Origin of the sequence: Sulfurimonas sp., from assembly GCF_026196735.1 — a bacterium.
Lineage (GTDB): Bacteria > Campylobacterota > Campylobacteria > Campylobacterales > Sulfurimonadaceae > Sulfurimonas.
On sequence record NZ_JAPHUF010000012.1, the window covers coordinates 46,636 to 71,642 of the forward strand.

General features: G+C 30.9%; 22 protein-coding genes. 19 read left to right on the forward strand and 3 right to left on the reverse strand.

Features of this window, described 5'->3' with window-relative positions; all coding sequences use genetic code 11:
* The first annotated feature begins 116 nt into the window (after positions 1 to 116).
* Both OQK60_RS06520 and OQK60_RS06525 read left to right on the forward strand, forming a co-directional pair.
* The gene (locus OQK60_RS06520; protein ID WP_297685318.1) at positions 117 to 1,298 is read left to right on the forward strand and encodes a murein transglycosylase domain-containing protein; all 1,182 of its coding nucleotides are present in this window, start codon (positions 117 to 119) and stop codon (positions 1,296 to 1,298) included.
* A 43-nt stretch (positions 1,299 to 1,341) separates the two neighbouring features.
* Entirely contained in the window at positions 1,342 to 1,698 is a 357-nt protein-coding gene (locus OQK60_RS06525) for a hypothetical protein (protein WP_297685320.1), read from the forward strand.
* An 18-nt stretch (positions 1,699 to 1,716) separates the two neighbouring features.
* Here OQK60_RS06525 and OQK60_RS06530 read toward each other — a convergent pair whose 3' ends face one another.
* The gene (locus OQK60_RS06530; RefSeq protein ID WP_297685322.1) at positions 1,717 to 2,634 is read right to left on the reverse strand and encodes a histone deacetylase; all 918 of its coding nucleotides are present in this window, start codon (positions 2,632 to 2,634) and stop codon (positions 1,717 to 1,719) included.
* A 111-nt stretch (positions 2,635 to 2,745) separates the two neighbouring features.
* Positions 2,746 to 4,278, reverse strand: a complete 1,533-nt coding sequence (locus tag OQK60_RS06535) for a bifunctional GNAT family N-acetyltransferase/carbon-nitrogen hydrolase family protein (protein WP_297685323.1) — start codon at positions 4,276 to 4,278, stop codon at positions 2,746 to 2,748.
* 283 nt (positions 4,279 to 4,561) lie between these two features.
* Between OQK60_RS06535 and OQK60_RS06540 the strand changes: the two genes are divergently transcribed.
* On the forward strand, positions 4,562 to 7,312 hold the full coding sequence (locus OQK60_RS06540) for an EAL domain-containing protein (protein ID WP_297685324.1): 2,751 nt from the start codon (positions 4,562 to 4,564) through the stop codon (positions 7,310 to 7,312).
* 278 nt (positions 7,313 to 7,590) lie between these two features.
* The gene (locus OQK60_RS06545) at positions 7,591 to 7,893 is read left to right on the forward strand and encodes an STAS-like domain-containing protein (protein WP_297685325.1); all 303 of its coding nucleotides are present in this window, start codon (positions 7,591 to 7,593) and stop codon (positions 7,891 to 7,893) included.
* On the opposite strand, the gene OQK60_RS06550 is transcribed toward OQK60_RS06545, so the two are convergent.
* A complete protein-coding gene (locus tag OQK60_RS06550) occupies positions 7,890 to 8,720 on the reverse strand; it encodes an ATP-binding protein (protein ID WP_297685326.1) in 831 nt (276 codons plus the stop codon). The two genes, OQK60_RS06545 and OQK60_RS06550, sit on opposite strands and share 4 nt — an antisense overlap.
* A gap of 396 nt (positions 8,721 to 9,116) precedes the next feature.
* On the opposite strand from OQK60_RS06550, the gene OQK60_RS06555 reads away from it, so the two are divergent.
* From OQK60_RS06555 to OQK60_RS06625, 15 genes are all read left to right on the forward strand, one after another.
* Positions 9,117 to 10,208, forward strand: coding sequence for a site-specific integrase (locus OQK60_RS06555; protein ID WP_297685327.1), 1,092 nt, complete (start codon positions 9,117 to 9,119; stop codon positions 10,206 to 10,208).
* Positions 10,209 to 10,557: 349 nt separating this feature from the next.
* Positions 10,558 to 11,211: a MerR family transcriptional regulator gene (locus OQK60_RS06560; protein WP_297685328.1), complete on the forward strand. Its 654-nt coding sequence runs from the start codon at positions 10,558 to 10,560 to the stop codon at positions 11,209 to 11,211.
* On the forward strand, positions 11,211 to 14,645 hold the full coding sequence (locus OQK60_RS06565) for an acyl-[ACP]--phospholipid O-acyltransferase (RefSeq protein WP_297685329.1): 3,435 nt from the start codon (positions 11,211 to 11,213) through the stop codon (positions 14,643 to 14,645). The genes OQK60_RS06560 and OQK60_RS06565 overlap by 1 nt, the downstream gene beginning before the upstream one ends.
* 9 nt (positions 14,646 to 14,654) lie before the next feature.
* Positions 14,655 to 15,635, forward strand: coding sequence for an amidohydrolase family protein (locus OQK60_RS06570; protein ID WP_297685330.1), 981 nt, complete (start codon positions 14,655 to 14,657; stop codon positions 15,633 to 15,635).
* 12 nt (positions 15,636 to 15,647) lie between these two features.
* Entirely contained in the window at positions 15,648 to 16,631 is a 984-nt protein-coding gene (locus OQK60_RS06575) for a 3-oxoacyl-[acyl-carrier-protein] synthase III C-terminal domain-containing protein (protein WP_297685331.1), read from the forward strand.
* On the forward strand, positions 16,631 to 17,587 hold the full coding sequence (locus OQK60_RS06580; RefSeq protein ID WP_297685332.1) for an SDR family NAD(P)-dependent oxidoreductase: 957 nt from the start codon (positions 16,631 to 16,633) through the stop codon (positions 17,585 to 17,587). Before OQK60_RS06575 ends, OQK60_RS06580 begins: the two co-directional genes overlap by 1 nt.
* A complete protein-coding gene (locus OQK60_RS06585; RefSeq protein WP_297685333.1) occupies positions 17,565 to 18,368 on the forward strand; it encodes an MBL fold metallo-hydrolase in 804 nt (267 codons plus the stop codon). Before OQK60_RS06580 ends, OQK60_RS06585 begins: the two co-directional genes overlap by 23 nt.
* Positions 18,361 to 19,605: a F390 synthetase-related protein gene (locus tag OQK60_RS06590; RefSeq protein WP_297685334.1), complete on the forward strand. Its 1,245-nt coding sequence runs from the start codon at positions 18,361 to 18,363 to the stop codon at positions 19,603 to 19,605. The genes OQK60_RS06585 and OQK60_RS06590 overlap by 8 nt, the downstream gene beginning before the upstream one ends.
* Positions 19,602 to 20,705, forward strand: coding sequence for an ATP-grasp domain-containing protein (locus OQK60_RS06595; protein WP_297685335.1), 1,104 nt, complete (start codon positions 19,602 to 19,604; stop codon positions 20,703 to 20,705). The genes OQK60_RS06590 and OQK60_RS06595 overlap by 4 nt, the downstream gene beginning before the upstream one ends.
* Positions 20,698 to 21,783 (forward strand): hypothetical protein, encoded by a 1,086-nt coding sequence (locus OQK60_RS06600; protein WP_297685336.1) that lies wholly within the window; start codon positions 20,698 to 20,700, stop codon positions 21,781 to 21,783. Before OQK60_RS06595 ends, OQK60_RS06600 begins: the two co-directional genes overlap by 8 nt.
* Positions 21,780 to 22,751, forward strand: coding sequence for a Rieske 2Fe-2S domain-containing protein (locus tag OQK60_RS06605; protein ID WP_297685337.1), 972 nt, complete (start codon positions 21,780 to 21,782; stop codon positions 22,749 to 22,751). The genes OQK60_RS06600 and OQK60_RS06605 overlap by 4 nt, the downstream gene beginning before the upstream one ends.
* Positions 22,752 to 23,248: 497 nt before the next feature.
* Positions 23,249 to 23,500, forward strand: a complete 252-nt coding sequence (locus tag OQK60_RS06610; RefSeq protein ID WP_294933086.1) for a hypothetical protein — start codon at positions 23,249 to 23,251, stop codon at positions 23,498 to 23,500.
* Positions 23,501 to 23,509: 9 nt separating this feature from the next.
* Complete coding sequence (locus OQK60_RS06615; protein ID WP_297685338.1) at positions 23,510 to 23,845, forward strand: hypothetical protein; 336 nt, start codon at positions 23,510 to 23,512, stop codon at positions 23,843 to 23,845.
* A 110-nt stretch (positions 23,846 to 23,955) separates the two neighbouring features.
* Positions 23,956 to 24,300: a hypothetical protein gene (locus OQK60_RS06620; RefSeq protein ID WP_297685339.1), complete on the forward strand. Its 345-nt coding sequence runs from the start codon at positions 23,956 to 23,958 to the stop codon at positions 24,298 to 24,300.
* Positions 24,297 to 24,905, forward strand: coding sequence for a hypothetical protein (locus tag OQK60_RS06625; protein WP_297685340.1), 609 nt, complete (start codon positions 24,297 to 24,299; stop codon positions 24,903 to 24,905). Before OQK60_RS06620 ends, OQK60_RS06625 begins: the two co-directional genes overlap by 4 nt.
* The last annotated feature ends 102 nt before the right edge of the window (positions 24,906 to 25,007 follow it).

The window sequence follows — 25,007 nt, forward strand, 5'->3', positions numbered from 1 at the left end:
ATCTCCTCTTTAATACTTAAGATTATATATCTAACTTTAACGATACTATTATAATATAACTTTGAGAAAATAATTTAAAATTTTGAGCATTAAGTCAATTTTGATAGAATGACACTATGAAAAGATATATAATTTTTGCCATTATTGCTATTGTGCTTACCGGTTGTGGCGCAAGTGATTATAGCAATATTTTAAGAGCATCCATAAGTAAAGACCCTTCTGCCGCATTTAAAGTCTTGGCTGAGAATAAATCAATACAGTATGCTACAAATCCAAGCCAATTATCCAGAGATATAAAAAACTTGGATAAAAATATTTTTAGTGCTCTTGTTTCGATGTTTAAAGATGCTTCAAAGAGTTGGGGTGAAGATAATGTTAAGGTGCCAAGCAAAGAAGAGTATGTTAAATACATGCAAAACTACAAAAGCAGGGCATTGGTTGATTTTGACAACGGGTTAATAACAGTAGAGACTCTTGACACAGTAAATAGTAAAAAAAGCTTGAAAAACGCTATTGTTACAACACTTCTCTTGCCGGATGACCCAAGAAGTGCTGACTTGTTTGGTGCAAAAAAAATAAAACTAGGCGAGACCCCGTATTTGCTCGGTGAGGTAAAAGACGACCAAGGTAAAAATATCCGTTACTCTTGGAGAGCTGAGAGATATGCGGACATACTTTTGGCTAAAAACTATAAAGTAAAAAACATTGTTAAAGATTCTAAAAATGTAAAAGTCCACTATGTCACAATGCCAATGGTTAAAGACCATTCAGATATTCGAGTTGCAAAATTTAAGCCACATGTCAAAAGATATGCTAAAGAATTTAATGTAAGTGAAAATTTAATCTACGCTATTATGCAAGCCGAAAGTAATTTTAACCAATATGCAGTAAGTGGAGCCGGTGCATTCGGACTCATGCAAATAGTACCAAGTAGTGCAGGAAAAGATGCATACAAGCTTGTAAAAGGTAAAAGCGGTACTCCATCTAAATCATACCTGTTTAATGCCCAAAATAATATAGAACTAGGTGTGGCATACATCCATATCTTGAACGACAGGTACCTACCGGGGATTACAAACCCAATATCTAAAGAGTACTGTGTAATAAGTGCTTATAATACCGGAAGTGGAAATGTACTAAAAACATTTCACAGCAACAGAGATAAAGCAAAAGATAAAATAAATTCTCAATCAGCATCTATGGTATATAAAAAGCTTCGTTCAGATCTACCGTATGAAGAGACTAGAAGGTATCTAAAAAAAGTAATTGACTATAAAAAAGACTTTGTAAGATTGTAAATAAATAAATACTTAGTTACAATTTGAATATAAGGAGTATTTTATGCATACAGTACAGCTTAATATAGATGATAGTGTATTTGATGAGTTCATGGAACTACTTAATAAATTACCAAAAAGTAAATTAGAAGTTACGAGTGATGCGGAGTTTCCAGGTGTTGCTTTTGAAAAAACTATATATGACACTTCTTCAAGAGAGTTTTGTATCAATGAATTGTTAAAAGAACATAACTTGTCGCATTTTACATATGATGATAATATGTCTAGAATAGTATATACTTATGGCACCGGCACGCCCCAGCAAAAGCATGATTTTGTTAGATTAAAAGCTATTCTAAGAGAAAAAAATATTAGACATACCGATATTGGTTTAGATGTAATAATCATAGAAAAAGATTAAAATAGGATTATTTTTAAGTTAAGTTGATATCATGGCATCAATGGTCTCTGCCACACTCTCGCCAAGAGCACTTAAATTGTAGCCGCCTTCAAGCATAAAGATTTTTGCAACATCAGATGAATGCATAATCGATTCTACAATCTTTTTTATCCCATCTGTGCTCACTTGCAACTGTGCTAAAGGATCTGCTTTATGCAAATCATAGCCTGCTGAGACTAGAATAATATCAGGTTCAAAACTTTTAACATCAATGAGAAGTTCTTCTTCGTAAATGGGGAGAATGTCTTCATCTCCACTATAAGCTTGCATCGGAAAGTTGTGTGTAAACCCTTCTCCATCTCCTCGCCCACGCTCATCAAATGAACCACTACCCGGATATGCCGGATACTCATGTGTACTAAAATAAAAAACACTAGGGTCATCATAAAAAATCTCTTGAGTTCCATTGCCGTGATGCACATCAAAGTCAATAATCATGACTTTTTCATACCCTACAGATTGAGCATAACGAGCTGTAATAGCAATGTTGTTAAATAGACAAAAACCCATAGATTGATTGCTTGTTGCGTGATGTCCAGGGGGTCTTACTGCACAAAAAGCACTTTTTGCCTTACCGGATAAGACAATGTCCACGGCTTCCTTGCCGGCTCCGACCGCCATCAAGGCTGCATCAAAAGATTCAGATGAGACTTGAGTATCTGCGTCAATAGCCTCTTGGTGTAAACATTTGTCTTCAACAAATTCTATATGATAAGAAGGGTGTATCTGCATAATAAGCTCTAAAGACGCTGGTTTGGGCTCCAAAAATAGCAAATGTTGGCGAAGTGGTTCTATCGCTTTTAAGATAGATCGAAGTCTGTTCGCGTTTTCAGGATGATACGCACCGGTATCATGTTCTAAATATATCGGATCATAAATAAATGCAACAGCTGACATAACACACCTCCTACTTTTGAAAAGTATAGCATCGCTTTTTACATAAGAATATTAAAATACTAAAATCAGTCATATTTTAGACTTAGCAATCTCCTAGCTTTAGTACACAAGCTATTTAGCAGTTCTTTTTACTTCATAGATATCTTTTCTTCTATCTTTAAGGTTTTTAACACTTCCTAATTCATGTAGCTCTGTTAAAAGGTCTATATCAACATCGGCTATTAAAACCATTTCGGTATTTGGTGTAGCTTCTGCTTTTATGCCGTTTGTCGGAAAAGCAAAATCACAAGGAGTAAATACCATTGATTGAGCAAACTGCATGTCCATGTTGTGAACATTTGGCAGATTTCCTACACTTCCTGCAATAGCAACATAACATTCGTTTTCAATCGCTCTTGCTTGAGAGCAGTGTCTAACTCTTGAATATCCGTTTTGCGTGTCTGTTAAAAACGGAACAAATAAAATATCCATCCCATCATCTGCAAGTAATCTGCTTAATTCTGGAAATTCAGAATCATAACAGATAAGTATCCCTATTTTCCCACAGTCGATATCAAATGTTTTTACTTCGTGCCCGCCCTGCATTCCCCATATCTTTACTTCATCTGGAGTTACATGTATCTTTTCATAACGGTCTATTGTGCCATCGCGTCTGCATAAATAACCGACATTATATAAATGCCCATCTTTAATCTCCGGCATACTTCCTGAGATAATATTGATGTTGTAAGATATAGCAAACTCTGAAAATTTTTGGATAATATCATGCGTATGTTTTGCTAGTTCTCTAATTGCTGCAGGTTCTGAGAGATGGTTGTTCTCAGCCATTAATGGTGCATTGAAAAATTCTGGAAAAAGAGCAAAGTCTGAACGATAACCTGAAACTGTATCTATAAAATACTCAGCTTGCTGTAGTAGTTCTGCTAAATTTTTATAAGGTCGCATCTGCCATTGAATTAAACCTAATCGAACTATTTTTTTCTTTGATGAGGTTATTTTAGTTGGTTTTTCATAGTAGATATTATCCCACTCAAGTAAAACAGCAAATTCTCCAGACTCTTCATCCCCTTCTAAATATCCTTTTAAAATTTTTGATGGATGAAAATCATTAGATATTTGAAAATTGAAAACAGGATCATTAATCTCTTTTCTTTTTACCTTTTCAATATACTCTTTTGGTGAAAGCTCGTTTTCATATTTGTGATAATTTGGAATTCTTCCGCCAAAAGCGATTCCTTTAAGATTTAATTTTTCACATAACTCTTTTCTGTAATCATACAATCGTCTTCCTAAGCGAAGACCTCTAAACTTAGGCTTTACAAAAACATCAATTCCATAAAGTATATCTCCTTCGTCTGTATGAGTATCAAAAGTGTAGTTACCAGTAATTTCTTTATAAGTATGATGATTTGAGAATTCATCATACTTTACTATGATTGACAATGTACATCCAGCTATTTCTCCATCTATCTTGATGATAACCTGACCCTCTTGAAACTTGTCAATTAATGCTTTAAATTGGGACTCTTTCCAATAAGCATCGGGCATAGTCTCATACGATAAAAGCATAGTCTCTTTTAACTCTTGATAATCATCCATGCTTAAAAACATTAACTCAATATTTTCTTTTATTTGTGTTTCCATAGTTCTCCAACTATCTATAAAATTTGTATTATTTTAAGACTCAAAGATAACTTAATATTCAAGTATTTTGATTAAGAATTATAGCTAAAATACATGGTGAAATAGCTAGGTAAATAACACACTTGTGTAGCGCTAATTGCCGAGTTTTTACCCTGATAAGTTTATATAGCTCAAACCCTACTGTAAATTTTAAGTAATTTTTTCAGATTTGGTTTGTCATAGAAGAATTTTATGATAAACTAATATTTAATATGCAAATCTTAATAGTGATTTAGGAATTAATATGAAATTATATTTTGGAAGTGCTGCTTTAATCACAGCTATAATACTTTCATTGGTCGTTTTTATATACAACGGAGAGTATCAACAATATCGTTTTCTATTGATTAAAGAAGCTAAAACCTCTCTTAAATCACAATCAACGCTAGTTTCAAAAGAATTAGCAAGACTCTCTCGAGATATACTTTTTCTTTCTAATAATAATCTTTTTAGAGACAATGGCCGTTATAGCAATACAAGCATAGAGAGTTTGATACAGTTTATACAGATAAAAAAACAGTATGACCAGCTTCGTTTTATAGATATGAAAGGTATGGAAAGGCTTCGCATTAACCAAGGAAGTCCGCCAGTTCTTGTACCCAAAGACCAACTTCAATCTAAGCTAGATAGAGATTATATTAGAAATGGAATGAAACTTCAGCAAAATGAAATACTGCTATCTCAACTCGATTTAAATAAAGAAAGAGGAGTTGTAGAGGTGCCACATAAGCCGACACTTCGTCTTGTAACTCCAATTTTCAATCATGATGGTGAAAGAGAAGGCCTATTTGTCATTAATTTTCTTGCTATAGAGTTGATAAAAAGTTTAAAAAAACTGCATAGTAATCATTTGGTCCATATATCTGATTTTAAGAATACTCAACTGTCTTTTTTTATGAGTAATTCAAATGGAAACTGGATTATTGCTCCAAAATATGCCACAGATTTTGGGTTTGTATTTAAAAATGTAGGTAATGAACTCTCTTTATCCTATCCAAAAGTAAGCGAAGCGGCGAATTTACAAGATTCCGGGATAATTTCAACTGATTCTTCAGATATAATTTTCCAAAACATTTATCCTATAACCGAGATTCAAGTTCCTGTGGAGATTTTATCATCTAAAATGCTCACTTTTAAAATTAAACATAGTGTTGTATGGCGAATGATAATTGAAATACCTCACGCTACTGCTCATGCTTTAACCAAAAACTATTTTTATAAATCTTTACCGTATATTTTTGGTTTTTGGGCAATTTTACAAATACTAAGTATCATCCTAATTCGTAACTACAATCGATATAAAGAACAACATACGGAATTATTATTGACTGCAAGTGCCTTGGAAAACTCTGCAGATGGAGTTATAGTTACTGATGTTGATGGAGTAATTTTAAGAGTAAATGCAAGCTATTGTAGGATCAGCGGTTACTCTTCAGAGGAGCTAATTGGTAAAAACCCAAGCACTATGAGCTCTGGATGGACACAAGCTGATATTTATGAAGATATGTGGCGCTCACTTGATAAAAATGAATATTGGGAAGGGGAGCTAAAGGATCGCAATAAAAATGGAGCTTTGTATGTTGCTTGGCTTCGTATTATAAAGATTGTAGATGCCAGTACTCAGAAAGTACATTATGTTGGAATAACAACAGATATTACAGAGAAAAAAGAGTTTGAAGACAAGATTACTGATTTAGCTTATCGCGATGCACTAACCAAGCTTCCTAATAGAAATCTGTTTTATGACCGCCTTAGAAAAGCGATTAGTGAGCGAAGAGGTTTTGATGAAAAACTTGCTGTAATGTTTATAGATTTAGACAATTTTAAATTTGTAAACGATACCGCAGGTCATTTAGTAGGTGATAAATTTCTTATCAATGTTGCTGAGCGCTTCAAAGATGTTTTGCGTAGTCATGATACTCTTGCCCGTGTCGGGGGAGATGAATTTATCATACTTTTGGAAAAAGTCGATGATAACACTATTGCAGATATTGCTTATAGGTTGGTTGAGTCTGTTTCTACTCCGATTAAAGTTGATTCTTATGAATTTGTCACTTCGGCAAGTATCGGCATAAGTGTTTATCCAACAGACGGAACTGATGAAGAGACACTAATAAAGCATGCAGATACAGCTATGTATGAAGCAAAAAATAGTGGTAAAAACCGCTATCTCTTTTTTCTTTCATCAATGAATGATGAGATAAAAAGACGAGTTTTAATAGAAACAAATCTTTCAAAAGCGATAGAAAATAATGAATTTACTATCCATTATCAACCTCAAATCAATGCAGTAAATAGCAAAATAGTTGGTGCTGAGGCACTTTTAAGATGGAATAATAAAAATATTGGCTCAATAAGTCCCGCAGAGTTTATACCGATTTGTGAATCTACAGCTAAAATAGTTCCAATAACTGAATGGATTATTGCTCAGGTTTGCCGTGATGTTCATGCGATCGAGGAAGCCTTTTCAAATGAATATAGAGTTGCTATAAATATCTCTAGTACACACCTTTTAGTTGATGATTTTGTTGAAAAAGTAGATTCAGTTGTTAAAAATAATTATGTTGAAGCATCTAAAATTGAATTAGAAATTACTGAGGTGGCGCTTGTAAAAGATATCGAAGAGAGTACAAATAAACTAAATGCTCTCAAAGAGCTAGGATATAATATTTCAATCGATGATTTTGGTACCGGATATTCTTCTCTTTCTTATCTTAAAAACTTTCCTTTTGATAAATTAAAAATAGACCAAAGTTTTATTGGCTCAATTCCTAACGACACACAGAATATTGGAATTATTCGTTCAATTATCGGAATTACAAGAGCACTAAACTTAAAGGTAATTGCTGAAGGAGTAGAAACTAAAGAGGAGTTGGATTTTTTGATTAAAGAGGGGTGTCCTTTGATGCAAGGGTACTACTTTAGCAAACCATTGCCACTCAATGAATATATAGAATTTGTTAAAACTTTTGATGAGACTCAAAACAAGACTTAGTGAATTATTAAAGCTTGAAAGTAAGTAATTATGGGATTTGTAGATGGTGGACCCTCAGAGATTACACTCTTCGAATAACTATATATCACCAGTTGACTTTGAAAATCAGATGTTACAAAAAGAAATGGTTGGGTAATAGTTTAAATTATTTGTCTGAAATATGATTGACAGATCAGTTGTGTGTGTAATGTTAATAAAAAAATAATATCAATATGCTACAATTTCGGTAAAATTTATGAGTGCATATGATATACTAGAATTAAATAAAGGAATTAGCCATGGGTATTGTTATTAATATTAAGAATGAAATTGGCGGTTTAGACTTTGCTGGTTCAAGAGGGAGCGGTGAGCTTATTCGTGAAAAAATGAAACCAGTACTTGATAATGGCGGTGATGTTACACTTGATTTCACAGGTATAGAAAGCATTACTCAATCTTTTGCAGATGAAATTGTTGGTATCTTTGTTCGTGCTTTCGGTATCGATTATATAAAAGATTCTCTTCGCTTGAATAATGCGAATGACTCGATAAAACAGACTTTAAACTTTGTAATATCATATAGTAAGAAGAAGATGGCTTAAAAAAAGTCTTCGTCATCTTCATCTTCCATAAACATGCATTTACTCATCATTTGTTCAAACTCATAGTCGGTGTTTTTTTCAATAAATTCAAAGGCAACAACAGTACCATTCCAACTTTTGTCTAGAGTACATGTTGTTATTTCACCATCTACACATCTCAACATACCAAAATTTGAAATGATTACTACTTTTCCTCTTGTTTCTTTAATAATTTGAATTAAAGCATACAATCCATAACCAGCATTTCTTTCATGTCCATACATACGATTATTTGATGCAGTTACACCCATTTCAATTGCTTTTTTTATTGCTTCTTCATCTGTTGTTATCTTTGGATAGGCTTTATGTATATGCTTTAAAAAACCAACACCAGAATCAGCTACTGCGACTTGAACTTTTCTTTTTGTAGGATAATATTGAGCCATTGCAAAACCACCATTAGTACTTCCAGAATGGTCTGCCACATTATTTAGAATCTCTGCAATTAAATACTGAAGATACTTTTTTAAATCTTTCTGGTGCAATGGCTCTAAATCAATAAAGTTTGTTAAAATAGTAGCAGTTAAATGTGCCGTTATATCTTCAACATCACCTCTTGAACTAATTTGCTCAATAGAAGTATATTTGGAATTTGCAGATAGCCTACCATCTAACATAAGTTCTATATAGTCATTTAGATTTTCAACCTTATCTATATCATGATAAGTCTGATATGCTTTTATCATTGATACAGCTATGGGTTCAGCCCAGCCAACATAGTTCAAACCAAACTCATGAGGAGTAAAGTAGTTTAATTTAGTATGAATATTACCAAGCCTTATGTCCATAATTTATTTCCTAAATAATATATAAAACATTATACTACTATAAATTTATAAAAGCACTATCGTTTGTTTAATTAATGCTTTTCATTTTGTGAACTCTGCATTGCTTTATAGGCAGTAATTGATTGTTTAAGTTTAGAAAGTTATTTTAAGCAAGTTTAATATCACATGCGAGACCTAATGATTTCTTAAAGCTTGAAAGTGTTAAATATAGGGGTTTGTAGATGGTGGACCCTCAGAGATTCGAACTCTATCCATAAGATTTTATTAAGTTTCTTAAAGTTTTCTATTCTTCTATAAAGTCCCTTATTTTAGGGCTTTAAAGCTTATTTTTATTATATTAAGTTTGCTATACTTTTATATAGATTTTTAAATTTTGGGTAGCAATAGGGTAACAATTTGGCAAGAGTAAGAAGTAGAAAATATTCAGGTGTATATCTAAATAAACTGTCTGATGGTGACATAACATATTCTATAAATTATAAAGATATTGATAATAAAAAAACTTGGTTTACTGTAGGTAAAAAATCAAATGGTATTACTGAAATATATGCATACAACAAAAGAAACGAGTTTATAAATAAAATAAAGCTCGGAGAAGAACCACCAGCAGTTCTTAAGAGAAAGAAAAAAGATATAGTTTCTCTTGATAGCATCGCGATAGAGCATTATCAGTCGAAAGAAAATCACAACCGCAATAATAAACTCTCAAAAAGAAAATATGAAATGCATATATCACCAATATTAGGTAAAAAAGATATAAAAAACATTACAGCAGAAGACACGCAAAAACTCCAGAGTATTAAGTTAAAAAAGTTTGCTCCAAAAACTGTGAACACTATTTTAGGAGAGTTGAGTGTTGTTTTTAACTATGCCATAGATAAAAATATCATTGCCCAAAATCCTTTAAAAAAAGTCAAATCACTAAGAGTTGATAATGTAAGAGAAAGGTACCTAAGTAAAGAAGAAGTTTCTATTTTGCTTGAACATACCAAAGTAGATGAGCAGTTGCATATATTTATACTAATTGCTTTAACTACAGGAGCTAGAGTTGGGGCTATATGTAAAATTACGCCAAGAGATATAAACTTTGAAACAAAGACTATAAGTGTGTTAGATGAAAAAAATAATGAAAAATATATAGCATTTTTAGGTAGCCAAGCACTTGAAGAACTTTTAAAAATAAGAGTGAAAAATATAAAACTTGATATTCCTGTTTTAAAAGAAAATGAAGCGAACCTATATGATCAAATAAAATTAAAAGCTAGAACTATTCTTGATAAGTTATTTAATGATGAGGATATTGATTCAAAACATAAAGTAGTTATACATACTTTGCGACATACATTCGCTTCTCATTTGGCAATAAATGGCACCCCAATTTTTACAATTCAAAAGTTGCTTAACCATAAAGATATTAGGATGACTTTGAGGTATGCAAAGCTAAATACCGATACAGGAAGAGATAGTATTTTAAAACTAGGATTTTAACTAGAATAGAAGAGAGTATGGCTAAAAACCTGTACTGTTTTTGTGCTTTTGGTTGGTATTTTTATAAATAAACTAAACAATAGACCGTTCAGCGTTTTGTGCCAGTAATCGATAGTCATTAAAATTATATAATAGTTCAACAATTTAGTTCGAAACTTGGAGCAAGTTCCAAAATCTACAAGTTTAGTAACTGTATAGTCTACAGGGGGACATTCCAGAAAAAAGTCATTTTTGACATAGTAGTAAAATGAGTAAATTAAACATGTTTTAGCAAAAGTATAAAGTGTTACTTGACACTTTATACTTAATTAGGCTATACTTTCTCAAATAATTTCTAAAAGGATATACGATGTCTATAAAAATGAGTGAACTAGTTAAATTAACAGATACCCCAAAATCAACTATTCTTTATTATGTTAAAGAAGGTTTGTTGCTCGAGCCACAAAAACCAAAACCAAATCTTCACCTTTACGATGAAAGTTCTATTGAAGTCATAAAGTTTATTAAATATTTACAAAGTAATTTCGGTTCTTCTATTAGTGAGATTAAAGCTGTTATAAATAACGGAAGCTTTGATTTTGAGAGAGGTTTTGAAGCGATACTTGAAACTCTTAACATGCTTATGGGCTCAGCACATCAAAGTACATATACCCAGCAGTTTATTTGTGAAAATTATAAAATAACACAAAAAAAACTAGAATCTTATCTTGATACGGGACTGTTATTTAAACGTGATGGGGCATTTACTACAAAAGAGCTTGAAATATTAGAGATTCTTTTAAATCTTGAAAAACTTGGTATTGCTACAGATGTTACACAGGCGTATGTAAAACATGCAAGAGAGTTAGCTAAGTTTGAAGTTGAATTTAGTAAAAAGTTTTTAGAACAAACTCAAAATAAAAATGAAGCTCTTAAAACACTGTTTGATACTACTCTGATTTTAAAACCGTATCTATTTAATATGCATACACTTAAATCTTATCAAGAAAGTGAGAAAATATAATGAAAACATTATTAAATATTAAAGGCTTTATACCTTTTATAATTATCTTATTTATTAATGCGATGTTAGATATAGGTCATAAAATTACGATTCAAAATGTATTACTTAAAAGTTTTGAAGGGGATACTCTAATCATTCTTAGTGCACTTATAAACGCAATGATTCTTTTACCATTTATATTACTATTTTCACCATCAGGTTACATTAGTGATAGATTTTCAAAAACAAAAGTTATTCGCTATGCAGCAATAAGTGCTATATTTTTGACACTGCTGATTACATATAGTTATTATCAAGGGTGGTTTTACACATCATTTGCATTGACTTTTATTTTGGCAATTCAAAGTGCTATATATTCACCTTCAAAATATGGATTAATCAAAGAGTTAACAGGGGTTGAAAATCTAGCAACGGCTAACGGTGTAGTTCAAGCTGTTACTATCGTATCAATCCTTTTAGGTTCAGTTTTATTTTCTATTGTCTTTGAGAATTATTATGCAAATGTTACAGATACAAATGCAATTTTACAAAGTATCGCACCTATTGGATGGGTATTAGTTACTCTCAGTATTGTTGAATTTTTTTATGCTTACAAATTACCAGTTACTAAATCTAAAAAAGCTACAGAAAGTTTTGATATGAGTAACTATTTAGATTTGAGTTACCTAAAGAAAAATATTAAACTTATTAGATTTGATAAAAATATTTGGCTTAGTATAATCGGTCTTAGTATCTTTTGGGGTGTTGGACAAGTTATGGTCGCTGCTTTTCCTGCACACTATAAAGAGATGACTGGTGATGAAAATGCAATTATTATTCAGTCAATTTTAGCTGTTAGTGCGATTGGTCTTGTTATAGGTTCTATCACAGCAGGTCGTTTTTCAAAACTTCATATAGAACTAGGTATTGTTCCAGTTGGAGCAGTTGGAATTTTTGGCTCATTATTGTTATTTGCATTTTCTTCTAATCTTTACACTATGGGTATAGCAAGTTTTCTTTTTGGATTTTTCGGCGGGCTTTTTATTGTCCCTCTCAACGCATCTATCCAGTACTTTGCAAAGGATTCTGAACTAGGGACCATATTAGCTGGAAATAATTTTATTCAGAACATTGTAATGGTGGTTTTTTTAATCCTTACTATCCTTTTTGTAAAGATAGGGCTTACAAGCTCAATGCTTTTGATTTTTAGTGCTATTATCACACTTTTTGGTAGTTTATACAGTATCAAAAGACTACCACATCTTTTTGTTCGTATATTACTATTGCCAATTTTATGGACAAGATATAACTTAGAAGTAAGAGGTTTAAATAACCTACCTCAAAGTGGTGGTGTTTTACTTTTAGGTAATCATATCAGTTGGATTGATTGGATGTTAATTCAGGTAGCTTCTCCACGTGCTGTTAAATTTGTTATGGCAAAAAGTATTTACAGCAAATGGTATATAAAATGGTTTGTGGATTTGTTTAATGTTATTCCTATCTCAGGAACAGCCAGGGGTTCTTTTGAGCAAATAAAAGAGAGACTAGATAATGGTGAAGTTGTAGCATTGTTTCCAGAAGGGCGTATCAGCTATAACGGCCAACTTAACGAATTTAAAAAAGGCTATGAGATGGCATTAAAAGATACAAGCCATCCTATTATTCCTTTTTACATTCATGGATTATGGGGTTCAACATTCTCCCGTGCTGCAAATCATTTTAAGAAAATGACCAAAGAAGGTTCAAAACGTGATATTGGTGTTATATTTGGAGAAATTTTACCTTCAGATACAGATGCAGAGATACTAAAACAAAAAGTTACTGAGCTTTCCAATACAACATGGGAAAATCAAATCTCAGAATCAAAACCTCTTCAGTACAGTTGGTTAAAACGTGCAAAGTCTCAACTATTTAAACGCTCAATAGTTGATGCCTTAGGAACAGACCTGAATAATGCAAAAATGATTACGGCAGTTTTACTTTTTGTTAAATCTTTAACATCATTACAAGAAAAAAATGTAGGTGTATTATTACCATCATCTTCTATTGGTTCTATTATAAATATGGCACTGTTAATTCTTGGAAAACGCCCTGTAAACCTTAACTATACTTTGAGTTCTTTAGCAATGACAAGTGCAATACAAAAAGCAGATATTACTACAGTTATCAGCTCGGAGAAGTTCATAAAAAAACTATCTCTAAAAGGGTTTGATTTTTCACAAGCATTAGGTGAGCATTTAATGATGGTTGAGGATATTGGAAAAAGCTTTACAAAAACAAATAAAATAACAGCTTTACTACAAGCTTACCTAATGCCTGCATGGATGATAGAAAAACTTTATTTTGCAGATGTAAATATTGATGATACAGCTACGATTTTATTTAGTAGTGGTAGCGAGGGCACACCTAAAGGAATAGAGCTTACTCATAAAAACTTGATGGCAAATATTAAACAAGTATCTGCACTTTTAAATTTTCAAGATAGTGATGTTATTCTTAATTCATTGCCGATATTTCACTCTTTTGGTTTAACGGTGACTACTTTACTACCACTTTGTGAGGGAATCACAATGGTTAGTGCACCAGATCCAACAGATGCACCTGCCATAGGCAAACTAGCGGCTCGTTATCAAGCAACAATTATGTTTGGAACTTCAACATTTTTTAGACTATATAACCGTAATAAAAAACTACATCCGCTTATGTTAAAAAGTGTAAGGATGGTTGTAGCTGGTGCTGAAAAACTAAAACCAGAGATTAAGGGTGCATTTAAAGAAAAATTTGGTCTTGATATCTTTGAAGGATATGGAGCAACAGAAACTTCACCTGTTATATCAGTAAATATGCCGGACTCCCTTGATTTAGACTCAATGCGTCCTATAGTTGCAAATAAGATGGGGACAGTAGGTCAAGCTCTGCCAGGAACTATTGTTAAAATTGTTGACCCATCAACGCTTAATGAACTAGAAATTGGTGAAGATGGGCTTATTATTGTAGGAGGCCCGCAAGTTATGAAAGGCTATCTAAATGACACTGAAAAAACTGCTGAAGTTATTGTTGAGATAGATGGGATCCGTTATTATAAAACAGGGGACAAAGGTCATGTAGATGGTGATGGGTTTATTACTATTGTAGATCGTTATAGCAGATTTGCAAAAGTAGCCGGAGAGATGATTAGTTTAGGTAGTGTCGAAGAGCAATTAGAAAATATTTTTGCTGAAAGTGTAGAGTTGATTACCGTGAACCTCAGTGATGACAAAAAGGGTGAGAAAATTGTACTTCTTTATAACAGTGAGCTTACGGAGGATGAGATTCAACAAGCTATTAAGCAAAGTAGTATGATTTCTATTATGCATCCAAGTATTTTACTACATGTAGATGAGCTTCCTAAGTTAGCAAGTGGGAAAAGTGATTTTAAAGGTGCTAAAAGTTTAGCACAAGAACTTTGTAAATAGGAAATAATTATGCAAACAGTAGATATACATTCTCACCTGTTAAATAGTGAGGTTAGCTTCAATCGTTTTTACGACAAGTTAGCAATTAAATTTTTTGGTAAAAAAATGGGGTTTGATGCTAAAGCATTGATAGAAAATCCTTATGAGACATACACTAATTCATTTACAAAAATGATACGAGACTCTAAATATTTAAGTAAGACAGTACTCTTTGGTGTTGATGCAAGGGTTGATGATAAAGGTCATGTAATACATAAAGATATCACAGTGTGCGCAACCAATGAAGAGTTGCTAAAATTATATGAAAAAAACAAGGATATTATTATTCCATTTTTTTCTATAAACCCTATGCAACCAGATGCCCTAGACCTAATAGACAAATATACTGAGTTAGGTTTTAAGGGTGCAAAGTTTTTACAAAACTACTGGGGTGTAAATACAAAAGAAAAACGTTACAGAGCATACTTTGAAAAGTTAAAAGATAAAGATATTCCTCTTATTGTTCATATTGGTAGTGAGAGTAGTGTTCACTCATTTACAGAGTGTGAAACAATTGATATGCTCGATCATCCTTTGGAAATAGGTGTTAATGTTATCGCAGCACATATGGCATTAAGTTATGAACCAATGAAAATATTGAAAGCATTGTCATCAAATCCTAAAAACTTTAATAGTGAATATTTTAAACTATTAGAGATGCTTCAAACTCATGATAATTTATATGCAGATATCTCAGCACTTTTAACTCCAGTAAGAGCAAAAGTACTAAGACATCTAAGTGAACAAGAAAATATACATAATAAATTACTTTTTGGAACAGATTATCCTGTACCATTTAGTACAGTACTTAATAGTTATGATTTAGCATATAAAAAACGTTTTGAATTATCAGATATTGAAAATCCTTTTGATCGCTATACCCAAACTATGCTAGAATATTTTCCAGAAGACAATCCTATCTATAGTAACTATAAAAAAATATTGCTGTGAAAGAATAATAAAATGAGTAATCCTATAAATATTATTGGAATAGGTAAATCTTTACCTAATAATGAAGTAACATCATTAAGTATAGATAAAAAATTAGGTTTAGCTAGTGGTACAGTTTATCAATTAACAGGATTGCAAAAGCGTTATTTTCTAGATGACAAAAGTAATTCTTTAGACTTAGTATTTAATGCTGTAGCAGAAGCACTTAGGCATGCAAAGCTATGTATAGATGATATTGATTGCATTATTAATTCTAGTGCGACAATGGAACAAGCAATACCATATAATGGAGCTAGTACACATAGATTATTAAATCCATCAAGACCTATTCCAAGTTTTGATATTAATATGACATGTTTAAGTACATTAAGAGCATTTGATATTGCATCTAATTTATTTTCAAACTATAACAATATACTGATTGTATCTTGTGACATAGCATCAGTAGGACTTGATTGGAATAATATAAGAACAGCAGGTATATTCGGGGATGGTGCATGTGCAATGATAGTCACATCTAGTAACTCTGGTGGAATAATAGTATCTAATTTTGAAACTCATTCTAAGGGCTATGAATATTGTATGATTAAAGGTGGAGGTTCTAAATATAATCCAAATAATTATAAAGGAGATTATAAAGATATGAGCTACTTTGAAATGAATGGTAAAAATCTTTATAAATTAAGCTCTAAAATTTTACCATCATTCATAGATAAAACTTTAAAATCCAAAGGACTTAAATTAGATGATATAGATTGGATCGTTCCACATCAAGCAAGTCAGTCTTCATTAAATCATATAGTTAAAATGCTAAATATAGATAAAGAAAAATTCATAGATATATTCAAAACCCATGGTAACCAAGTTTCATCTTCAATACCTAGTGCATTACATACTTTAATGCATACAAAAGAACTTATTAGTGGACAAAAAGTAATGTTGGTAGGGACATCGGCAGGAGTTGGTTTAGGTCTTGTAGTTTGGGAAATACCTTAATGAAAGCAATAGTAACTGGAGCTACAGGTGGTCTTGGAAGAAACCTTGTAGAATTTTTATTACAAGAAGGATGGGAAGTAATAGCTTTGGGAAGGAATAAAGAGATTGGTGATAAATTAAAGGTTAAGTTTCATTCCTTTGATTTAAGTAATAAAGAGCTTACAATAAAGTATTTTGAAAATGCGGATATAGTTTTTCATTGTGCTGCATTCTCTTCTCCATGGGGTAATTATGATTTTTTTTATAATGCTAATGTGATTACTACTAAAAATGTTATTGATGTAATGAAATTATATTCTATAAAGAAACTTGTTCATGTATCTACTCCAAGTATTTATTTTGATTTTACCAATCAATATAATGTAAAAGAAAATTACATTTCAAAGAAATTTGTAAATAATTATGCTAAAACAAAGTATGAAGCAGAACAAGTTGTCTTAAATAGTGATATTGAATCTGTAATAATTCGACCACGTGGAATTTTTGGAGAGTATGATCAGGTCTTAGTTCCAAGGTTAGAAAAAATTGCTAATAAAGGTTCGCTGCCTTTAGTAAGAAATAGAAATGTGATTGTAGATGTAACCTATGTTGGGAATGTTGTGCATGCATTATTTTTAGCAGCTACTAAAGATATCCCAAATAAGTCAATTTTTAACATAACCAATGATGAACCAATGAATATAAAAGATATTTTTACACTTGTTATGAAGAGTATAAATATTGATGTAAAATTCAGATATATATCTTATACTTTATTAATTTGTGTAGCTGGATTTTTAGAAGGCATTTCAAAGCTTAAATTAATAAAAGAGCCTATAATAACTAAATATAGTATAGGGGTAATTAGTAATAGCCAAATACTAGATATATCTTCAGCAAAAAAAGTACTTGGGTATAAACCAGTATATACTATAGAGGAGGGATTAAAAAAATATGCAAAATATAGAAATTTATGAAATTGGATACTGTAAGCATCCTGAATTTATGGTACTTAGAGGTGGTAGTTTTAAAAGTGTTAAGTTTCCTGCAATGGTTGCATCTATAGAACATAAAAAAGGAAATCTACTCTTTGACACAGGGTATTCTATCCATTTTTTTGATGCTACAAAAAACTTCCCTGAGAAGTTTTATGCACTTACTACTCCTGTAACATTAGATAAACCATTGTGTGAAATACTAACTAAAAAGATAGATTATATATTTATTTCTCATTTTCATGCGGATCATATAGGAGGATTGAAAGATTTTCCTAATGCCCATATCTTTTGCTCAAAAGAAGCTTATGAGTTATCTCAAAGTAAAAAATTGTCTCGTTTTTCTAAGACTAAACAAGGCATATTACCTACTTTGTTGCCAGAAGATTTTGAGCAAAGAGTTACATTTATAGAAGATTTAAAAGAAATTGATTTGCCCTCATCGCTATATCCATTTATAAAAGGTTATAGCATTTTAGATGATATCTATATTATAGAACTACCTGGTCATGCCCATGGTCAATATGGAATGCTAGTTGATAACTACTTCTTTATTTCAGATGCTATATGGAATATCAGAGCGATTACTGAAAATGCTAAGCCAAATATCTTAACAAGTTTAATTATGAAAGATATGAAAGAATACTATTTAACTATAGAAAAATTGCAAATATTACATAAAAATAATTCAGAAATAGAGATTATTCCTACTCACTGTACAAAAACATTGGATAAGTATATCAAAAAGAGTAATGATGTTTAAAAAATTACAAATAATGAAGTACTATTTAGGTACAAAACTATTTTTCAATAGACGAGATGTAGAAGAGTACCAAAAGAAAAAACTTTCAAGATTACTAAAAAATTTAAAAAGTGATTTCTATCCAAAATCACAAAATTTAAAAGATTTTCCTATCATTAATAAAAAAACATTTATGGAAAACTTTGATAGAATCAATACACTAGACATAAGTCAAAAAGATGCTTTAAGTGTGGCTTTACAAGCGGAAGATAGTAGAGATTTTTCTTCTAAAATTGGAGATATAACAGTAGGTTTGTCATCAGGAACGAGTGGGAGTAGAGGAGTATTCTTAGTATCTGAGGAAGAGAGTGCTAGATGGGCAGGGTATATATTGAGAAGAATGCTTCCAAAACCGTTACTCCAAAAGCATAAAATAGCTTTTTTTTTAAGAGCAAATAGTAATCTTTATGAGAGCGTAGGTAGCTCTATAATCTCATTTACATTCTATGATTTACTGACTCCATTAAAAGAGCATATAGGAATACTAAATAAGACACAACCATCTATTTTAATAGCACCAGCACAAGTACTACGACTTCTTGCTCAAAGCGACACATTAACTATAAAACCAAAAAAGATTATTTCAGTGGCTGAAGTATTAGAAGAAGATGATAGAGAGATAATTGAGATACGATTTTCTCAACCTGTTCATCAAGTGTATCAATGTACAGAAGGCTTTTTAGCACACACATGTAAAGAAGGAAATTTACATTTAAATGAAGATATAGTGCTTGTAGAAAAAGAATGGATTGATAAAAAAAGTTTTCGATTCATACCGATAGTAACAGATTTAAATCGTACAACTCAACCTGTTATTCGATATAGACTTGATGACGTTTTGATTCTGGATGAAGAAGTTTGTTCTTGCGGTAGTGCATTTACTTGTATAAAAAGAATAGAGGGACGATGTGATGATATTTTGAAAATGTGTACAGTTGAAGATGAGGAGTACCTTCTTTTCCCTGATTTTATAAGACGAGCTATTATTTTCAATAATGCTAACATAAATGAGTATAAGGTTATAAAAGAGGGTGATACTTTACATATATACATTGACCCAATAAGTGTGAAAAATGAAGTTGAAGAGGCTCTAAGTAAATTATATATAACCCATAATCTTAAACCATTAAAACATATATTTCATATGCATAAAATAGAAGAATTAAATAAAAAAAGAAGAAGGGTACAACAGTTATGACAATTCTTCTAACCTGTCCAAGAGCACCAGTTACTATAGAATGGATTAAAATAGCTAATCGTGGATTACATCAGGTTATTTTAGTAGATTCTCTTGATTACCCTATTTCTAAATTTTATAAAAATACAACATATATAAAAATCCCTTCACCTAGAATCGATTTAACTGGCTATCAACGGGAAATGGAAAAGCTTTTTTTAGTTATCGATATGGTAATACCAAACTGTGAAGATATCTTTTTTCTCAGTAAATTAAAAGACACCACTTCTGCTGATGTTTTATTTTTTATGCCAGATACTGAACTACTATTTAAATTGCATCATAAACTTGAATTTTTCTCATTACTTAATTCGCATGTAAAAATACCAGAAAGTAAGTTAATAAGGTCAAAAAAAGATATAAAATTAAATGAAAAGACAGTTTTAAAACCTGTATATTCACGTTTTGGAAGAGATATAATCAGAGATGTTAATTTAAAAAGTATAGAAAATATAGTAATAACATTAGAAAATCCATGGGTACAGCAAAAGTATATACATGGAACTGCTATATGTAATTATGCAGTTTGTGAATATGGCAAAGTTATCTCACATGTCGTTTATAAACCTATGTATCTATTAAATCATGCAGCGTCAACATATTTTGAATATTATGAAGATACCCGTTGCGAAGCTTTTATAATTGAATTTGCTAAATTAAATAACTATCATGGACAAGTTGCTTTTGATTATATTGACGATGGAAATGATTTATATGTATTAGAGTGTAATCCACGAGCGACAAGTGGCTTACACCTTATCTCCAATAGTATAGAAATTAAATCTGACGGTAGATTAAATAAAAAATCTAAAATACTTAAGAAATCATATAGAGTTGGTGTAAGTCTCTATGTGCTTTTTGGCTTTAAAGCATTATTAGACGGTGAGTTTATGAAACTTCATCATAACCATAAAGGGGCAAAAGATGCACTTGATGGACTCCCTTTTTATAGTCAATTTCTATCATTATATGAAATAATTAAACGAGCTTTCATCTATAGAAAACATATAACATCTGCAAGTACATTTGATATTGAATATGATGGTGAAAAAGATGAATGATTTTTCTCATAAACTATATGATATATTAAAGAAATACCCATCTTTTAAACTTATGGGTAATGTTGATGCTAAAGTAGTTAAGTATGAGTTAAAAAATAAAAGTATATTAGTATCTATAGTCGATGATATAAAGCCAAACTGCTATACGGTTTCCCCTTATAATATGATGATATCCTATTCAAAAGATGAACTTGTAAAAGTAGACTCGAAAATACAAAAGTACTTTGCATCAGCTCTAATATATGGGTTTGAATTTATTTTAAAGATATTGAAAATAGACACTGTACAGACTTTAAATAATTACATGTTTTCTACTAATTTTTTTGATAAAGGTTTTAAAGATATAGATATAATAGAACTTGAAAAATTGGCACATGAAAATTATCCTAAGCATACTATGCTGGTTCGTTCAGTTAATAAAGTGCAAAATCCTAAACTATATGAAAAATTGCAAAATAGTGGTTGGATAGCTCTTACTTCTCGTCAAGTGTATATATTTAAAGATATTAACATATGTAAAAAGCGCCAGAATTATCTTCGGGATAAAAATCTTTTAAATAGTGACAGATATATATTTATAGAATTAGATATAAATGATTTTAAATTATTTGAAAAAGCTGAGGAGCTTTACAATCAATTATACTTAAAAAAATATTCGCAACATAATATTCATTTCAAAGCTTTGTATCTTAAAGAGTTACAACAACAGAAACTTATACATTTAAGATTACTCTATGATTGTATGGAAGATAAATATGTTGGTGTTGTAGGCTTAGTTGGAGAAGATGGAGTTATTACCGCCCCAATTATAGGATACGATAATAGTTATGATATTAAAGAGGCACTTTATCGTAGGCTAATAGCTTACGCTATGGAGTATGCAATGCAAAGAAAATATTTACTAAATCTTAGTTCTGGTGCTTCTAATTTTAAAGTTATGAGAGGTGCAGAAGCATGTTTAGAGTATATGTTTGTTAATGTAAAGCATCTCTCTTCTTTTAAAAAAATAATTTGGAAAATATTGAGTTTAATTGCAAACTACTTTTATGCTCCACTTCTAAAAAGGTTAAAGTTATGAATATAGAAAAATTAAAAAAAGAGTGGTTTCCATTATTTAATTCAAAGGAATTAAAGGGCAAACCATTAGCTAAAACATTACTTGGATTTAAATTAGTATTTGTAAGAATAGATAATGAAGTGACATGTTTTGAAGATAGGTGTCCGCATAGAAATGTACCATTATCTAAGGGTTCTATTGTAAATAGTCAACTTAGATGTAATTATCATGGATGGAGTTTTGATAAAACAGGAGAATTAAAAAATATTCCTGGATGTAAAAACTGTAATAGTATAAAGATACAAGCTATATCTACTAAAGAGATAGATAGAATTGTATGGGTAAGATTAGAGGGGGATAAGGAATTTTATAATAATTTTTTATTTTCTGAAATTTATAGCAGTACTACTAATTTTAAACATCTTAAAGCTGATTTTGTACATAGTATAGAAAACTTTTTGGATCCAACTCATACACCTTTTATACATAGAGGATTATTGCGAAGTGAAAATGGACAAAGCATGAGTGTGACTCAAGAGAGTGATGAACATGGGTTTAAAACTTATTATAAATTAAACAACATGCAAAACGGACTTATAAATAAACTTTTTGATAGTGGAATAGATGAAAATATTGCTTCATGTAATTTTCCAGGATTTGCTAAAATAGATTACTTAAAAAACAACAAACTTCTATTTAGAGTGTCTGTATTCTTTGTACCTATAAATAAAGGTGAAGTACAGATGGTTGTTAATGTTAGTTTGCTAAAGACCTTTGTGCCATCATTTTTAAAATTTATTCTCTTGCGACCTTTTTTAGAACTAGCATTTTATCAGGATAAAAAGATTTTAGAATCTCAATATAAGGAAAATATTTTCTTCAAAAAATCATATGAAATTGTAGATAGTGATTTAGTAATTAATCATTTACTTCATATGTTTTATGATAAGCCAACAGGGAAAAATAAAGTAATGGATATAGAACTTTAAAAGATAAAAATAAATTTAAGTGAAATGTCCCCTACAGAGTAGATAGTTTTATGCATTCAACAATCTCTAGGTTTTGAAACACGAAACACTCATATTAGTTTTCCGCGTTCCATAAAGCTTAAAGAATTATTGAACAAAATATCAATTCTAATGCCTTGTTTTATGAGTTCAAGTGCCTCGTCCATGTTGAACTATTGTTTCATAAGTCATTCCTTTAAAATTTAGTATTCTATCGGTCTGACACAAAGTTTTGAATAATCCCCTAAAAATATTACTAAAAGTAACACTTTTAGTAATGTATCCAGATTTGCTAAATTCAATGAAAAATTACGCCTAATTGCGTTTATTAGTTTCTAAATTACGTCTAAATCCACTAAATTTTGAATTGTTAATGTTGCTAAATACGCCTAAATACAGCTATTTACTTATTTAGATTTTTGCTATTTTGTAGCTCATTTTCTATACTTTTCTCATGTTAAACAAAAAGGAGAAAAGTTATGCAAAGTGATGAAGATTTACAAAAAGAGCGACTCTATGAGTATCTGTTAAAAAAATATAAAAGAGCTGTAATATCGAAAGTTGAGATGGCAAGTGAGCTAGGTATAAGCAGCTCAACATTAGATCTCTACATCGCTAAAGGTACAGGGTTGCCAAACTACAAAAAGCTTGGCAAGGCTAAAAATGCAAAAGTTGTATTTAATCTTTTAGATGTCGCCGACTTTTTAACAAAAACAATCAAAACATACTGAGAAATTTCGATGAAACAAAGGGAAAAGTTTGATGTGTTGTACACGACTATAATTCATAAATATCGTATAAAACATGGACTCAGTAACAACGATTACTGTATTGCCAATGCCATCTATAATCTTAGTAACAATCCAGAGAGTGAGTTTAGAGGTTGGTATTACGGCAAAATTGAAACGCTTGGCAAGATGTTTGATTTTTCACGAGCGACAGCATATAACAGTGTACAAAAACTGATAGATAGAGGCTTGGTAGAAAAGGATCTCACAAGCGGTTTTTTGCGAACAACGAAATTATGGTGGAGCGATTTTGTAAATAATGCGATTGTAGGCGAGTCTAAAAATTAGATAAGTGTCTAAAAAGTATATTCCAAAATCTAGATTTTAGATTTTTTAGTCTAAAAATTAGACATATATATAAATAATAATAACAATAACTCATAAAGAAGAGGAAGAAGATGAAACAAAAGTATGAAGATTTTGATGAGTTTATAGCATGGCTTAAAAAAGATGGTCTTAAGCCACTCAAGAGTGAAAGGATATGGAAAAAAAAGATTTTTGCTAATCTTTTAAATAATCATGCAAAATCCGTTGAAAATTATAAGGATTTTTTAGAAGATAAAAAAATGAGAGGTATTATAGAAAAAAAAACTACATATAAAGATTTCAATAAATTAGTTTACAGTGTCGATAAATCGCATAATTTTTATAAATTGATATTAGAAGATAGATCCATTTTAAAAGTAAGAATTGAGGATATAGATGAATTTATAAAAAACTACATAAGAGGAGGGGTAAAATGAAAAGTAGTGGTTCTCTGCTTGACATACATAAATATTCAAAAGATGCGTTTAGACATCTTTATTATAAGCTAAGCGATAGTGATTTTAACCGTTCCTACATAACAAAAGATGATCCGATTGCTTCTGTTACTGGAATTATATGGGATATTACACAAGGTGATGAGGAAGTTAAAAAAATTGTTAAAAAAATGGATAACATTGATGGTATAAAAGCTCAAAATAGTAAAAGCCCAAATGAAAAAAGAGTAGAAACTTGGCTCAAAAAAGCCTATTTTGAGCATCTGTATGGTGGGTATTCTATCTCAAGAAGCTATCTATTGTCATTTATGATAAGCATCATAAAGCCAAGTGGTGAAGAGGGGAAGAAAAAGTTAAAATATTCAACAACTCGTTATTTTGAACAATATAATGATAAGTTCAAAAAACGACTCAAGCGTTGTCGAACAAACGAAAGAGTGCTTGAGCTTCAAAAACAGTATCCAAAGCTCAATATTATTGATGCTTATGCCTATGGACTCATAATTGATAAGTTTAATACAACAAATGAAGATTTGGATTGGTTTGAGAAGATTATCAAAATTTTGACAAAGAAAAAAGAGATATAAATATTATATTTACATAAAAACTGCAATATTTACACTATATTGTATATTTGTCAGTTTTTATATTGTTCTTATTTTCTTTTAATAAATTTTAAAAGTTCGTTT